General features: G+C 66.4%; 13 protein-coding genes. 3 read left to right on the top strand and 10 right to left on the bottom strand.

Annotated features, from left to right (window positions below):
• The first annotated feature begins 10 nt into the window (after nucleotides 1–10).
• Nucleotides 11–793 (top strand): NAD-dependent deacylase, encoded by a 783-nt coding sequence (locus ACPT9U_RS04300; protein WP_435749995.1) that lies wholly within the window; start codon nucleotides 11–13, stop codon nucleotides 791–793.
• A 61-nt stretch (nucleotides 794–854) separates the two neighbouring features.
• Here the strand turns inward: ACPT9U_RS04300 and ACPT9U_RS04305 are convergent, their stop codons facing one another.
• The 3 genes from ACPT9U_RS04305 to ACPT9U_RS04315 all read right to left on the bottom strand — a co-directional run bounded on the left by ACPT9U_RS04305 (nucleotide 855) and on the right by ACPT9U_RS04315 (nucleotide 5709).
• Entirely contained in the window at nucleotides 855–4733 is a 3879-nt protein-coding gene (locus ACPT9U_RS04305) for a DUF3683 domain-containing protein (RefSeq protein WP_435749996.1), read from the bottom strand.
• A gap of 128 nt (nucleotides 4734–4861) precedes the next feature.
• Nucleotides 4862–5242 (bottom strand): RidA family protein, encoded by a 381-nt coding sequence (locus tag ACPT9U_RS04310; RefSeq protein ID WP_435749997.1) that lies wholly within the window; start codon nucleotides 5240–5242, stop codon nucleotides 4862–4864.
• Between the two features lie 56 nt (nucleotides 5243–5298).
• A complete protein-coding gene (locus tag ACPT9U_RS04315; protein WP_435749998.1) occupies nucleotides 5299–5709 on the bottom strand; it encodes a YqaA family protein in 411 nt (136 codons plus the stop codon).
• A 119-nt stretch (nucleotides 5710–5828) separates the two neighbouring features.
• Here ACPT9U_RS04315 and ACPT9U_RS04320 point away from each other — a divergent pair, with 119 nt between their 5' ends.
• Complete coding sequence (locus tag ACPT9U_RS04320) at nucleotides 5829–6212, top strand: PsiF family protein (protein WP_435749999.1); 384 nt, start codon at nucleotides 5829–5831, stop codon at nucleotides 6210–6212.
• 61 nt (nucleotides 6213–6273) lie between these two features.
• On the opposite strand, the gene ACPT9U_RS04325 is transcribed toward ACPT9U_RS04320, so the two are convergent.
• The 3 genes from ACPT9U_RS04325 to ACPT9U_RS04335 all read right to left on the bottom strand — a co-directional run bounded on the left by ACPT9U_RS04325 (nucleotide 6274) and on the right by ACPT9U_RS04335 (nucleotide 9013).
• Entirely contained in the window at nucleotides 6274–7134 is an 861-nt protein-coding gene (locus ACPT9U_RS04325) for an FHA domain-containing protein (protein ID WP_435750000.1), read from the bottom strand.
• A 100-nt stretch (nucleotides 7135–7234) separates the two neighbouring features.
• Entirely contained in the window at nucleotides 7235–8176 is a 942-nt protein-coding gene (gene ttcA, locus ACPT9U_RS04330) for a tRNA 2-thiocytidine(32) synthetase TtcA (protein ID WP_418363818.1), read from the bottom strand.
• 63 nt (nucleotides 8177–8239) lie between these two features.
• Nucleotides 8240–9013, bottom strand: a complete 774-nt coding sequence (locus tag ACPT9U_RS04335) for a pteridine reductase (protein ID WP_435750001.1) — start codon at nucleotides 9011–9013, stop codon at nucleotides 8240–8242.
• A gap of 91 nt (nucleotides 9014–9104) precedes the next feature.
• On the opposite strand from ACPT9U_RS04335, the gene ACPT9U_RS04340 reads away from it, so the two are divergent.
• Nucleotides 9105–10280: a class I SAM-dependent methyltransferase gene (locus ACPT9U_RS04340; RefSeq protein WP_435750002.1), complete on the top strand. Its 1176-nt coding sequence runs from the start codon at nucleotides 9105–9107 to the stop codon at nucleotides 10278–10280.
• A gap of 15 nt (nucleotides 10281–10295) precedes the next feature.
• Here the strand turns inward: ACPT9U_RS04340 and ACPT9U_RS04345 are convergent, their stop codons facing one another.
• The 4 genes from ACPT9U_RS04345 to ACPT9U_RS04360 are packed head-to-tail and all read right to left on the bottom strand — an operon-like array spanning nucleotide 10296 to nucleotide 13951.
• Nucleotides 10296–11099, bottom strand: a complete 804-nt coding sequence (locus tag ACPT9U_RS04345) for an alpha/beta hydrolase (RefSeq protein ID WP_418363815.1) — start codon at nucleotides 11097–11099, stop codon at nucleotides 10296–10298.
• Nucleotides 11096–12316, bottom strand: a complete 1221-nt coding sequence (locus ACPT9U_RS04350) for a multifunctional CCA addition/repair protein (protein WP_435750003.1) — start codon at nucleotides 12314–12316, stop codon at nucleotides 11096–11098. The genes ACPT9U_RS04345 and ACPT9U_RS04350 overlap by 4 nt, the downstream gene beginning before the upstream one ends.
• Nucleotides 12316–12960 (bottom strand): glutathione S-transferase family protein, encoded by a 645-nt coding sequence (locus ACPT9U_RS04355; RefSeq protein WP_435750004.1) that lies wholly within the window; start codon nucleotides 12958–12960, stop codon nucleotides 12316–12318. The genes ACPT9U_RS04350 and ACPT9U_RS04355 overlap by 1 nt, the downstream gene beginning before the upstream one ends.
• A 31-nt stretch (nucleotides 12961–12991) precedes the next feature.
• Nucleotides 12992–13951, bottom strand: coding sequence for a complex I NDUFA9 subunit family protein (locus ACPT9U_RS04360; RefSeq protein WP_435750005.1), 960 nt, complete (start codon nucleotides 13949–13951; stop codon nucleotides 12992–12994).
• Nucleotides 13952–14002: the final 51 nt, after the last annotated feature.

Below are 14002 nucleotides of genomic sequence, written 5' to 3' on the forward strand. Positions count from 1 at the left end.
GGAGTCCCGCATGACCCAAGCCCGGACGCTGGATGCAGTCGCGGCCCTTCTCTCCTGCGCGCAGCGCATCCTCTTCGTCACTGGCGCCGGCATTTCGGTGGATTCCGGGCTGCCGACCTATCGCGGCATCGGCGGCCTGTACCACGATCGTCTCACTAGCGAGGGGCTTACCATTGAAGAGGCGCTGTCGGGCGAGATGATGGCCACGCGGCCCGAGATCGCCTGGCGCTACATTGCCGAGATCGAGGCCAGCTGCCGCGGCGCGCAGCCCAATGCTGCACATCGTCTGATCGCCGCGCTTGAGCAGGAAAAGCGGATGGTCTGCGTGTTGACGCAGAACGTGGACGGGCTGCATCGCGCCGCCGGATCGCACAACGTCATCGAGATACATGGCACCGTGCACCGCCTGCAGTGCATGGCCTGCCACCATGGGCGCACGCTGCCGGACTATGCCGGGCTCGCGCTGCCGCCCGAGTGTCCGCAGTGCGGCAGCGTCATGCGCCCGGCAGTCGTGTTGTTTGGCGAGGCCCTGCCGACGCGGGCGGTGGAGCGGATCGAGGCGGTGCTGGCGCAGGGCGTGGATGCGGTGCTGTCCGTGGGGACGAGCAGCGTCTTCCCGTACATTGCCGGTCCGGTCGTATGGGCTGCGCAGCGGGGCGTTCCAACGGTGGAGATCAACCCCGGCGAAACACCGGTGAGCGCTCTGGTAACACATCGGCTACGCATGTGCGCAGCCGAGGCGCTGCCCGAACTCTGGTTCCGCATGCACCCTCGCGACCCCGCCGAGGACTGAAACAAGCCTGACGGGGGTGATGGACCCGCGGGGTTGCAAGACCCCAGCAGGCCGCATGCGCTTACAGAAGAACGCGCTCGATGCCGCCGTTGTTGGCCTTGGCGACGTATTCCGGCAGCCAGTTCTCGCCTAACAGATGCTTTGCGAGCTCGACCACGATGTAGTCGGGCTCGATGCCGCCGGCGTCATCGGCGTAGCGATGCATGCCCTGCAGGCAGCTTGGGCAGGACGTGAGCATCTTGATCTTCGCATTCGGATCGTCTTCGCGCAGTTTTGCGGCACCCTTCTCGATCTCCTCCTGCTTCCGGAAGCGGACCTGGGTGGAGATGTCCGGACGCGCCACGGCCAGTGTGCCGGATTCGCCGCAGCACCGGTCTGAGAGGTCCACGCGCGTACCCATCAGCGTGTTGGCCACCTTGATGCCGGAATGCACCTTCATCGGGGTATGGCAGGGCTCGTGGTACATGTACTTCACGCCCTGCGCGCCCTCGAGCTTGACGCCCTTTTCCATCAGATACTCGTGGATGTCGAGCAGGCGGCAGCCGGGGAAGATCTTCTCGAATTCGTACTTCTGCAACTGGTCCATGCAGGTGCCGCAGGACACGATCACGGTCTTGATGTCGAGGTAGTTCAGTGTGTTGGCGACACGGTGGAAGAGGACGCGGTTGTCGGTGGTGATCTTCTGCCCCTTTTCGTCCTCGCCGGCAGCCGTCTGCGGATAGCCGCAGCACAGGTAGCCCGGCGGCAGCACGGTCTGTGCGCCGACGTGGTAGAGCATGGCCTGGGTCGCGAGGCCGACCTGGCTGAACAGGCGCTCCGAGCCGCAGCCGGGGAAGTAGAACACCGCCTCAGACTCGCCGTTGGCCTTGTGCGGGTCCCGGATTACAGGGATGACCTTGTCGTCTTCGATATCGAGCAGCGCGCGGCTGGTCTTCTTGGGCAGGTTGCCCGGCATGGGCTTGTTGATGAAGTGGATCACCTGGGCCTTGATCGGCGCCTTGCCGAGCGTGGCCGGCGGCGCCTTCACCTGCGGCTGGATGAGGCCGAACTTCCGGCCCATCTCGTAGCCGAGTCGCTGCGCCTTGTAGCCCCACTCGATCATGCCGGTGCGGATAGCCTTGATCGTGGTCGGATCCTTGATGGTCAGGAAGGCCATCGCCGCGGCCTTGCCGGGGTTGAAGGATTTCTTGCCCTGTTTGCGCAGCAGGTTGCGCATCTTCACCGTGACGTCGCCGAAGTCGATGTCCACCGGACAGGGCTTCTCGCACTTGTGGCAGATCGTGCAGTGGTCTGCGACGTCTTCGAACTCTGCCCAGTGCGCGAGCGAAACGCCGCGGCGGGTCTGCTCCTCGTACAGGAAGGCTTCGATCAGGAGCGAGGTGGAGAGAATCTTGTTGCGCGGGGAATACAGCAGGTTGGCGCGTGGCACGTGCGTGGAGCACACCGGCTTGCACTTGCCGCAGCGCAGGCAGTCCTTGATGTCGTGGGCGATCTCGCCGACGTCAGTCTGCTCCATGATGAGTGACTCGTGGCCCATCAGGTTGAAGCTGGGGGTGTAGGCGTTTTCGAGGTTGGCCTTCCACGCGCCGCCGCGCATGAGCTTGCCGCGGTTGAAGCGGCCCTCGGGGTCGACCTTTTCCTTGTAACGCCAGAAGTTCGCCATCTCGCCGTCGGTGAGATAGTCGAGCTTGGTGATGCCGATGCCATGCTCGCCGGAGATCACGCCGTCCAGGCTGCGCGCGAGTGCCATGATGCGGTCGACCGTTCGGTTGGCGGTCTGCAGCATCTCGTAGTGGTCGGAGTTGACCGGGAGGTTGGTGTGCACGTTGCCGTCGCCGGCGTGCATGTGCAGGGCGACAAAGACGCGCCCGCGAAGGACTTCCTTGTGGAGGTCCTGGATGCGCGCGAGCACTGGCGCGAACAGGTTGCCATCGAAGATGTTGCGCAACTGCGGGCGCAGCTCGGTCTTCCACGACACGCGGATCGAATAGTCCTGCAGGCGGTGGAACAGGACCGGGTCGGCCGTGCGGTTGGAGAGCTCGCCGGCCGTGATGCCGAGCTCAGCGAACTGCGCTTCGGCCGCGGCCAGCGGCAGGTCGAGATTGTCGAGCAGCCACTGCCAGCGGCGTCGCACCGCGGCGACCTGCTCGAGCGCAGCCTGGCGGCGGTCGCCGATGAGCTCCTCGCGGTCGACCTCGGCGTCGCCGGAATCGACCGGCAGCTCGCCCTGCAGGAACTCGGCGAGGCGATCACAGAGTGCGATCTTGTTCTGCAGCGAGAGCTCGATGTTGATGCGCTCGATGCCGTCGCAGTATTCCCCCATGCGTGGCAGCGGGATGACCACATCCTCGTTGATCTTGAAGGCGTTGGTGTGGCGCGAGATCGCCGCGGTGCGGCTGCGCTCGAGCCAGAAGCGCTTGCGCTGTTCGGGGCTCACGGCGATGAAGCCCTCCGAGCCGCGCGCGTTGGTCATGCGCACCACGTCGGAGGCCGCCTGCATGACTGCGTTTTCGTCATGGCCGACGATGTCGCCGATCAGCACCATCTTGGGGCGGCCGTGGCGCTTGGCCTTGGTGGCATAGCCCACCGCCTTAACGTAGCGCTCATCGAGGTGCTCGAGGCCCGCGAGCTGAACGCCCGCAGCGTGGCCTGCGCCGCCCGGCTTGAAGTAGTCGGTGATCTCGACGATGGCCGGCACCGCCTCGCGTACCTGGCCGAAGAACTCCAGGCACACCGTGCGCGTGACCGGCGGCATCTTGTGCAGCACCCAGCGCGCGGCGACGATGAGGCCGTCGGTGCCTTCCTTCTGCACGCCCGGCACACCGCCGAGGAACTTGTCGGTGACGTCCTTGCCCAGCCCGACCTTGCGGCAGGCGGCGCCTTGCATGGCAATGACTTCCTCGCCGAGCGGTGCGTTGCTGAGGCCGTCGAAGCGGCGCAGCCGGAAGCGCACCGTCTCCTGCTCGTGGATCTTGCCGAAGTTGTGATCGAGGCGCTCAACCTCGAGCCAGTTGCCGTCGGGCGTGACCATCTTCCACCACGCCAGGTTGTCGAGCGCGGTGCCCCATAGGACGGCCTTCTTGCCACCGGCGTTCATGGCGATGTTGCCGCCGATGCAGGAGGCGCTGGCCGAGGTCGGGTCGACTGCGAACACGCGCCCGGCCAGGCTGGCAGCTTCGGACACGCGCTCGGTGACCACGCCGGCGCCGGTGCGGATAGTGGGGTAGGGCTCGGACATCGGCCCGTCCACGCCTTGCAGCACGGTGGCTTCGACCGGGCTCATTGCGAGCAGCTTTTCGGTGTTGATCACCGCAGAGCTGGCGTCGAGCGGGATCGCGCCGCCGGTGTAGCCGGTGCCGCCGCCGCGCGGGATGATGGTGAGGCCGAGCGCGATGCACTCGCGCACCAGCGGTGCCATCTCTTCCTCGGTATCGGGGTAGAGGACGACGAAGGGGTATTCGACCCGCCAGTCCGTGGCGTCGGTGACGTGCGAGACGCGGGCGTGGCCGTCGAAGCAGATGTTGTCGCGCCGGGTGTGCCGTGCCAGCGCCTTCAGCACCATCTTGCGCCGGCGCGCGGTGTCGTCGAACCAGCGCTCGAAGTCGGAGACGGCCTCGCGGGCGCGCGCGATCAGCAGCGCGACCAGGTCATTGCCCTGACGGCGTTTCTCGACCTCGTTCAGGCGATGGTCAAGCGCACCGATGAGCGCCTCACGCCGTTCGCGCGAGGTGAGCAAGTCGTCCTCGAGGTAGGGGTTGCGGCGCACCACCCAAATGTCGCCCAGCACCTCATACAGCATGCGTGCCGAGCGGCCGGTCACGCGCTCGCCGCGCAGCTCGTCCAGCGCCGCCCAGGCTTCATTGCCGAGCAGCCGAATGACGATCTCGCGATCGGAGAACGAGGTGTAGTTGTACGGGATCTCTCGCAGGCGTTGGCTCATTTGGCTATCCGGGGACTGCTGCTGGAAAGCGTTTCATTCTAACGAACCGCAGTGCACCATGCAGCAAAAAACAAGACCTTAAGCGCGTCAGGGATTAGGCGTGGCGCGGGTTTTGCGACGCCAGGCGGTCATCGCTCCCCGGGTTCCACATGTCCTGCGCCGCACGCGGCGGAGAGCGCGATCTCGATGCGCCAGCCCGGGTCGACTAGTCCGGCGACCTTTACGCAGGCGCGCGCCGGAGCGCTTCCGGAGGGGATCCAGGCGTCCCAGAGGGCGTTCATGGCGCCATAGTCGGCGAAGTCGGTGAGGTAGATCGTGGCCATCAGGATGCGGTTCGGCGCGCTCCCGAGCAGGCGCAGCTGGCGTTCGATGCTGGCGAGGACTTCGCTGGTCTGGGTGCGGATGTCGGTGCCGCTGCTGGCAGGAACCTCGACGAGGTGAATGACTCCGGCATGGACGACTGCGTCGGCGTAGCGGGCGGTGACGCCGTGGCGTTCGATGTCTGACATGGGAAGTGCGTCTCGCGTGTGGAGGGGTACGGCTCAGTATAGGCCGTCTCCGCGGATCAGGCTGCGGCTAACCCCCCCAGCAGCCATGCGATCGCCGCGTACCGCAGGCCCTTGCCGAGTGCCATCCAGCACAGGCAGGCGACCCAGTTCAGGCGTAGAACGCCAGCGGCCGCGCACAGGGCGTCGCCTATCAGCGGCACCCAGGACAGCAGCAGGCTGGCGCTGCCCCATCGGCGCACCTGCGCCAGTCGGGGCGGGACTTCCTTGCGTGGCAGCAGTCGTCCAAGCAGGTAGGTGCTCATGCCCCCCGCGGTGTTGGCGATGGTTGCCGTCAGCAGCGCTGTCGCTGCCAGCCCGGGTTGCAAGGCGACGATGCCCGCGAACACCGCCTCCGAACCACCCGGCAGGAGCGTGGCGGCAAGGAAGGCCGAAACGGCGAGGGTGGAGAGGGTCGTGAGCTCACTCAAGGAGGGGCTCCAAGGATACTGTGGCGATAGAGATATGAATATGGAATTGACTGCGAGGCTGTGGAAAATGCAAAATGCATGCACGCGACATGCGTGACCCTATCGAGGAGGATGAAGCCATGAAGAGAGTCTTTGGTGTTGCAGGCCTGATGCTGACCCTGGTAGCCGCAGTGCCGGATTCGGCCTGGGCCAATCCGCAGCACGAGCGCATGCGGCAGTGCAACGCGCAGGCACGTGAGCAGGCGCTCAAGGGCGATGCACGCAAGGCGTTCATGAGCACCTGCCTGCGTGGGCAAAAGGATGCGATCAACGGCGGTGAAGAGGAGGCGGGCGAGCGGGCGAAAGCGCTTGCACCGGTGGGCGAAGCGCCGACACAGACGGGTGCGAGCCTTGCAGCGCCCGACGAAAAGACGCGCCGCAAGGCCTGCAACCAGACGGCCACCGAGCGCTCACTCAAGGGGGCCGAGCGCAAGGCCTTCATGGCCGAGTGCGTAAAGGTTTGAGCGTGTCCGCGAAGCGCCTGGTGCCCTTTGGCAGCCAGGTGCTGCACCGACAGGCTTTCGCTCATTCGAAATCGAAGAATACGATCTCGCGCTCGTCGCCCTCTTCGCACGCGAAGCCACAGCCGATCCGGCCTTGGCCCGTAAGCAACAGACGATCCTGGCGGACTAGGTGCTCGACCTGTCCTTCCACGGCAACATAGGTCCCATTCGTGCTCTCGTCGAACAGGATGAAGCCCTCATGACGGCGTTCGATGCGGGCGTGTTGTCGCGAAGCACGTGGGTCGCCGATTACGATGTCATTGCCAAGTTCGCGCCCGAGCAAGACCACCGGCCGGATTTCCTCGACGTGGACGACGCCGTTCCGGTGTCGCAGTTGAAGTCGTTCATTGCGCTGTGCCAGCGGTTGGCGGACGGCTTCTGCTTTGCCATGGCCGATCTCATGCACCGTCACGTCGAACCGGCTTGTGTCGAGCCCGGCTACGGGCCTGCTTGCTACCAGATGACGCGCTGCACTCCCGAGCCGTGCAATTGCCTGTGCCGAGGCGAGCGCCTGCTCCGCCTCGCATTGATTCGCGATACGCAACGCCTGGACGACGCCTTCGCCACTGGGCTTGCCCATTTCAGTCGAGAGTGCGCCGACATGCACGCCCAAGCGAGCAGGGTGCTTTCTTCCGCGCAGCGGTGGAAGGTTGCGGATGCGGTCGAGCGCGTCGACGGCGGCCTGAATGGCCGCGTCGGCATCGTCGAAGCGTGCGAGGGTCCGCTCACGGGTGGCCTCGATGAGTCGCCCCCCATGTGCGCTGATCGCACGCTCGATCCGATGTGCGCAACGCGCCGCTGCGCGATCGGCTTCATCATCGCCGACCCGCGTCGCGAGCGTTTCATCGCCCCCGTGCAGGGCGGCAAGGATACAGATGTTCATGCGATCGGACATCGGCACTCTGTTACGTCGGCCTGTCGGGCCGGGTCAGGATCTGTGAAGGGAGCTTCCATGTGCGTCGGTGGCCGCGTCGTGCATGAACCTACGCCTCGCTCTGGCCCGGCCGGAGCAGGCTGATCGTTGCGGACTGTGGCGCGACAGGTAGCTCTGGCGGGTCGAACGCGGTGTCTCCCTCCTCGACGATCGTCTGCTGCGTCAGCCCGACGAAGTCGAACAGACGCCGATCTGCGAGGTGGGAAGGCACGACGTTCTTCAGTGCGGTGGCGAGCGACTCGATGCGCCCCGGGTAGTCCCGTGCCCAACCCTGGAGCATGTTCTTGATCTGCTTGCGCTGCGCGTTCTCCTGCGAGCCGCACAGGTTGCAAGGGATGATGGGGAAATCCATCGTGCGTGCGAAGCGCGCGATCTCGGCTTCGGTGCAGTAGGCGAGCGGGCGGATCACCACGTGGTTGCCGTCGTCACTCACGAGCTTCGGGGGCATGGCCTTGATCTTGCCGCCGAAGAACATGTTCAGGAACAGGGTCTCGAGCATGTCGTCGCGATGGTGCCCGAGCGCGATGCGGGTGGCACCGAGCTCCTTCGCCGTACGGTAGATGATGCCGCGGCGCAGGCGCGAGCACAGCGAGCAAGTGGTCTTGCCCTCGGGGATCTTGTCCTTGACGATCGAATAGGTGTCTTCGGTGACGATGCGATACTCGACCCCTATCGATTCAAAGTAGGCCGGGAGCACATGGTCGGGGAAGCCGGGCTGCTTCTGGTCGAGGTTCATCGCCACGATGCGGAAGTCGACCGGGGCCCGCTCACGCAGTGCGAGCAGGCAGGACAGCAGGGTGTAGGAGTCCTTGCCGCCGGAAACGCACACCATCACGGTGTCGCCGTCGCCGATCATGTTGAAGTCGCCGATCGCCTCGCCGACCCCGCGCTCGAGCTTCTTCTTCAGGCGCAGAAAGGTGTTGGAAAAACGTTCGTCGCCGGTGTTGTCGGGGGCGGGTCGGTTCTCTGCGGGGGCGTAAGCGGCAGTCACGGTGCAAGGGCCTGTCTGGAAGTCAATGCGGGATTATCCCAGAAAGCACGGTGCGCTACCCGATCACAAATGCACGCTGCGCCCCCCGTCGACCGCGATGATCTGCCCGGTGACGTAAGGGGCGTCGAGCATCAGAAATCGTACCGTGCGCGCAATGTCGGCAGGCGATCCCACGCGCTTGAGCAGGGTGTGTGCGATGATCCGTTCGCGCTCCTCGGGGGGAAACTGCCCGTCTTCCGGCCAGTCGATCGGCCCCGGCGCCACGCCATTGACGCGGACCTCGGGCGCGAGCTCGACGGCCAGCGATCGGGTGAGCGTGGCGAGCCCCCCCTTGGCAACGTTATAGACCGTATAGCCGGTGAGCGGCCAGTCGGCGTGAATATCCACGATGTTTACGATGGCGCCTCCGGCGCGGCGCAAGGCGGGCGCCAGGGCTTGAGACAGGAACAGCGGCCCCATGAGGTTGGAGCCCACGAGCTCGTCCCACGCCGCGCGGTCGATGCCGCCGATCGGCGTCGGGAAGAAGCTTGATGCGTTGTTCACCAGGCCGTCCAGCCCTTCGCCGCGTGCCAGCACCTGGGCAGCGATATCCTCGGCGGCGCCGAAGCGGGCGAGGTCGCCGCGGACGGTGAAGGCCGAGTCGGCCCGGAGCGCGTTGAGCGAGGCTGCGAGCGACTCGGCCTCGCCGGCGCTGCTGCGATAGTGCAGGACTACGCGCGCGCCCGCTGCGTGCAGGCAACGTGCGATTTCCGCGCCCACACGGCGTGCCGCGCCGGTGACGAGGATCCGCGGTGCGTGCGTGGGGCCGGAGGGGGAGGAGTGCTGCGTGTCGTTCATGCGCTTGCCCTGATGTGGTTCGCTCGGTCGGCTGCGCCCGGGAAGCTGCCGGTACAATCTCCGGCTTTCTTCGACCCTGGATCGCCCGACCATGTCTGCATTGCCCCAGCCCTCCGCCGATGCGCTCACGCAGAGCGCGCGCCTGCTCGAACGCATCGAGGCCGAGATCGAGACGGCCGGCGGCTGGATTCCGTTCTCGCGCTACATGGAGCTCGCGCTCTATGCGCCCGGTCTCGGTTATTACAGCGGCGGCGCGCGAAAGTTCGGTCCTGGCGGCGATTTCATCACTGCCCCTGAGCTTACGCCCCTTTTTGGTCAGGCGCTTGCGGCCCAGGTGGAGCAGGTGATGTGCGCGAGCGAGGCGGAGGTGATCGAGGTCGGCGCCGGCACCGGCCTGCTCGCCGCCGACCTGCTGCTCGAACTCGAACACCGCGGCCGTGCGCCGGAGCGCTACGGCATCCTCGAGCTTTCGGGGGAGTTGCGCGCGCGCCAGTTCGACACCCTTGCTGCGAAGGCGCCCCATCTGGCGGGCCGCGTGCACTGGCTGGACGCGTTGCCTGACACCTTCTGCGGCGTGGTGGTGGCGAACGAGGTGCTGGACGTGATGCCGGTGCATCTGATCGTTTCGCGCGCCGATGGGCTGTTCGAGCGCGGGGTCGCCATGGCCCAGGATGATGCGGGCGTCCGACGCCTGTGCTGGGCTGACACGCCGGCGCAGGGTGCAGTCGCCGAGGCGGCAGGCGCACTCGCGCTGCCCGCGCCGCAACAGGGTGAATACGTGACTGAGCTGAACCTCGCGGGTGGCGCGTGGGTCAGCGCGTGGGCCCAGAGTCTGGTGCGTGGCGCCATGATCCTGATCGATTACGGCTATCCGCGCGCCGAGTACTACCTGCCCTCGCGCGCGAGCGGCACCCTGCTCTGCTATTACCGCCACCACGCCCATGGCGACCCCTTCCTGTGGCCGGGGCTGAACGATATCACCGCGTTCGTGGATTTCACTGCGGTGGCGGAGGCGGGCTTTGCTGCCGGCCTGGATGTGCAGGGCTATACCACGCAGGCACAGTTCCTCTTCAACTGCGGCGTGCTCGACTGCCTCGCCCGCCGTGGCCCGCAGGAAAGTGCGGACTACATCCGCGCCGCGCGCGCGGTGCAGCGCCTGACCACGCCGCAGGAGATGGGCGAACTGTTCAAGGTGCTGGCGCTGTCGCGCGGAATCGATACGCCGCTGCTGGGCTTTGCGCGCGGAGACCGGCTGCACACCCTGTGAGCCGCCTTCCAGGGCTCAGAGCGTGCGCTCCTCCAGCCAGGCTGCGATGCGCATCGCGACCAGTTCCCAGTCGTGCTCGAGCATCATGCCGTGGCCGACGTTGGGGAAGATCTCCGCCTGACGCGCATAGGTCAGCGCGGTCATGTGCACCTGGTCGGGCGGGATCAGGGCGTCGTGCTCGGCACCCAGGATCAGCATCGGTGGGCGGTGCATGCGCGCCGGCTGCGGCAGGTTGAATAGCGACATGTCCCAGATCGCGCGGTGGGACTCGGGCTGACTGAGACGGTAGTAGCGCTGCAGTTGGTCGGCTGCGACCGGCTGGTGGAACAGTGCTTCGCGCAGGCTCTCGATGTCTACCTCGTTGCCCGCCATGATCCGGTTGAGGTCCGACAGCAGGTTGGGGCGCTTGAACATCAGCCCCACCGCCGAGCTCATCAGGCCCTGAGGCGGCACCGAGGACATCAGCACCACGGCCGGAGCGTCGTGCTGCTCGAGGTACTTCTGTACCACCAGACCTCCCATCGAGTGTCCGACCAGGATTGGCGGGGCGGGCAGGCTGGCTGCAACTTCGGCGACGTCGCGCACGTAGTCGTCGATGGAATAGGTGTCCAGCAGTTCTCGGCTACGGCTCCTGCCGTGTCCGGACAGCGAAACCGCATAGGCAGCCCAGCCTTGACGTGCGAACCAGGGCAGGAAGTGCTCTTCCCAGCACCAGGCCGAGACATAGGCGCCGTGCACGAAGAGCAGGGGATGGTCGTGTGTCGGTCGTTCGGGTGCGTGACACAGCACCTCGAGTTCGCCGAAGCGGGTGTTGTTCATTGGGGATCCTTGTTCCGCGCCTTCACGGCTGCCACACGTGCGGCGTGCAGTGCGTGCGGAATGTCTTTCTTGTCGGGACAGCTTGCGACGATTGTAGCGGCGTCGACGTTGCGTACGGCGCTCAGCGCTGTGCGCCAGTGTGACAAAGGTCGCCAGATGCCGCGATCTTCTCCGCCGCGACCGGCATGATCGCAGGCTGCGGCCTGGAGCATGAGCTCGAAGCGCTCCGGGCGTCGCAGCCCGTCGCAGCGCTCGATCAGCTTCACCATGGTTTCGGGGCGCAGCGCCTCGGCGAGCGCGAGGATGCCGTGTTCGCGCGCCACCATCTCGGCGAGTTCGCGGCATTCGGCGGGCGCCTTCAGGCGGGTGGAGACCTCGCGGGCGCGTCGGGCACTCGCCGCCTCGTGGCCATAGTGGTGGGGGAGAACATGGGCCGGTGTGTCGGCCTTGCCCAGGTCGTGGAGCAGACAGGCCCAGCGCACGGGTAGCGGTTGCTCCCCCCTGGCCGCAGCGTCGACGACGAGCAGCACATGTTCGCCGCTGTCGATCTCGGGGTGGTGCTTCTCGGGCTGGGGCACACCGAAAAGCCGATCGAGTTCGGGCAGGATCGCGGCGAGCGCGCCGCAGTCGCGCAGTACACGGATCATGCGCGAGGGCCGCTCCTCCATCAGCCCGCGGGCGAATTCCTGCCACACGCGCTCGGGGACCAGGTGGTCCACCTCACCGGCGTCGACCATGTGCCGCATCAACGCCATGGTTTCGGGGGCGACATCGAAGGCGGTAAAGCGTGCGGCGAAGCGTGCCACCCGCAGGATTCGCAGCGGGTCTTCGGCGAAGGCGGGGGAGACGTGACGGAACACGCGTGCAGCGAGATCGCGCTGGCCACCGCAGGGGTCGATCAGCTTGCCGTCTTCCGCGCGTGCGATTGCGTTGATGGTAAGGTCGCGGCGGAGCAGGTCGTCCTCCAGCGTGACCTCGGGAGAGGCGTGGCAGACGAAGCCGGTGTATCCATGGCCCGACTTGCGCTCGGTGCGTGCGAGCGCGTATTCCTCATTCGTTCGTGGGTGCAGAAAGACCGGAAAGTCGCGCCCGACCGGGCGGAACCCGCGTGCGATCATTTCCTCGGGGGTGCTGCCGACCACGACCCAGTCGCGATCCTTGACCGGCAGCCCCAGCAGGGCGTCGCGCACCGCCCCGCCAACGACATATGCCTGCATCAGCCGTAAAGATCCTCTTCCGGGATGGACTCGGTCTCGGCGCGCGCAGCCACGGCCCAGTCCTGCATGTGCGGATTGGCCAGCAGGGTGGCGAGGTACTGACCGGCCACGCCCTCGGGCTTCACGCCATAGGTCTGGAAGCGGAAGGCGACCGGGGCGAAGGCTGCGTCGGCGAGGCTGAAGCGGCCGAACAGATAGGGGCCGTCGTTGCCAAAGCGTGCCCGGCAGTCGGTCCAGATTGCGATGATGCGCGCGATGTCGGCATCCACTTCGGGGCTGTGGCCGAAGCCGGTGTAGTCCTTGCGCACGTTCATCGGCATGCGGCTGCGCAGATTCTGGAAGCCAGCGTGCATCTCCGCGGTCACCGCGCGGGCGATGGCGCGCGCGGCAGCGTCCTCGGGCAACAGCGCAGGATTCTTCTCGGCGAGGTATTCGCCGATGGCGAGGGAGTCCCATACCTTGAAGCCATGGTCGTTCAGGCAGGGCACCTTGCCCGAAGGCGAGTGCGACAGGATGCGTTCGCGGCTGCCGGGGATGAACAGCGGGATGCGGATCTCCTCGAAGTTGAAGCCGCCCTCGCGCGCGGCCAGCCATGCGCGCAGGGACCAGGACGAGTAGTTTTTGTTGCCGATGATGAGCTTCATCGCGGGCTCCGGGGCTGATGTGGGTGGAATTTCAGCGCCGCGCGTGGCGGCGGAACGGGTAGTAGAAGGCGCGCGGCCCGGCATCGCCCAGCCAGCCGGGTGCCACCGCCTCGAGTGGGGTGGCCGCAAGGCCGTAGGGCAAGGGATCGCCGTAGGCGACGTTGTCCACCCGCATCGACCGCACGTTGTCGCGGCTCATCAGCGGCTGGGGGGCGAGCTCCATCAGGCGCGCCTGCATCATCGCGATGTTCTCGGGCAGCGGAATCACCTTGCGGCGCTTGCCGACCGTGAGTTCGGACACGTACTCGACCAGTTGGCGCAGGGTATAGACGGTGGGGCCGGCGAGATCGAAGGTCTTGCCGGTGGCGTCGGGACGGACCAGGCTCTGCCAGACGGCTTCGGCCACATCTTCCACGTAGACCGGTTGGAAGCGGACGCTGGCGCCGGCGAGGGGGATTACCGGGAACATGCGCACCAGGTCTGCGAACAGGTTGAGGAAGCTGTCCCCGCGACCGAAGACCACCGAGGGGCGCAGGATGGTCCACTCGGTCTCGGGTGTCGAGGTGCGGATGGCGGTTTCGCCCGCAGCCTTGGAGCGCTGGTATTCGGAGGGGCCGCCCGAGTCCGCGCCGAGCGCGCTGATGTGCACCAGGCGCGGCACGCGTGCGGCGCGACAGGCCGCCACGATCTTCTGCGGCAGCTCGACGTGCGCACGCGCGAAGTCCGGGCCGAAGGGCGTGCCGGGGCGCGAGTGCAGCACGCCGACCGTGTTGACCACGGCGTCTGCGCCAGCCACCAGTGCGGAAAGGGTTGCGGGGTCGTGCACGTCGGCTTCGACCACCTCGGCGTTGGGCAGCAGCAGCACATGACCGGCACGGCTGCGGCGGCGGGTAGGAAGGATGACCTTTACGCCTGCTTCGCACAGGCGGTTGGCAATGGCGCTACCGATAAAGCCGGAGCCGCCGATGAGGACGATGCGTTTCGGATTCATGGTTCGACTCGGAGGGTTTCTCGTTATTGATGCGGCGATGCCGCAGGGCTG

The sequence above is a fragment of the Thauera sp. AutoDN2 genome, assembly GCF_051280715.1.
Taxonomy (GTDB): Bacteria; Pseudomonadota; Gammaproteobacteria; order Burkholderiales; family Rhodocyclaceae; genus Thauera.

What these genes read in the sequence shown, in the direction of transcription:
- ACPT9U_RS04335 (WP_435750001.1), bottom strand. Translation starts at nt 9,013, where the DNA reads ATGAACGACACGCAGCACTCCTCCCCCTCCGGCCCCACGCACGCACCG.
- ACPT9U_RS04345 (WP_418363815.1), bottom strand. Translation starts at nt 11,099, where the DNA reads ATGAACAACACCCGCTTCGGCGAACTCGAGGTGCTGTGTCACGCACCC.
- ACPT9U_RS04305 (WP_435749996.1), bottom strand. Translation starts at nt 4,733, where the DNA reads ATGAGCCAACGCCTGCGAGAGATCCCGTACAACTACACCTCGTTCTCC.
- ACPT9U_RS04350 (WP_435750003.1), bottom strand. Translation starts at nt 12,316, where the DNA reads ATGCAGGCATATGTCGTTGGCGGGGCGGTGCGCGACGCCCTGCTGGGG.
- ACPT9U_RS04300 (WP_435749995.1), top strand. Translation starts at nt 11, where the DNA reads ATGACCCAAGCCCGGACGCTGGATGCAGTCGCGGCCCTTCTCTCCTGC.
- ACPT9U_RS04320 (WP_435749999.1), top strand. Translation starts at nt 5,829, where the DNA reads ATGAAGAGAGTCTTTGGTGTTGCAGGCCTGATGCTGACCCTGGTAGCC.
- ACPT9U_RS04325 (WP_435750000.1), bottom strand. Translation starts at nt 7,134, where the DNA reads ATGAACATCTGTATCCTTGCCGCCCTGCACGGGGGCGATGAAACGCTC.
- ACPT9U_RS04360 (WP_435750005.1), bottom strand. Translation starts at nt 13,951, where the DNA reads ATGAATCCGAAACGCATCGTCCTCATCGGCGGCTCCGGCTTTATCGGT.
- ACPT9U_RS04340 (WP_435750002.1), top strand. Translation starts at nt 9,105, where the DNA reads ATGTCTGCATTGCCCCAGCCCTCCGCCGATGCGCTCACGCAGAGCGCG.
- ACPT9U_RS04355 (WP_435750004.1), bottom strand. Translation starts at nt 12,960, where the DNA reads ATGAAGCTCATCATCGGCAACAAAAACTACTCGTCCTGGTCCCTGCGC.
- ACPT9U_RS04310 (WP_435749997.1), bottom strand. Translation starts at nt 5,242, where the DNA reads ATGTCAGACATCGAACGCCACGGCGTCACCGCCCGCTACGCCGACGCA.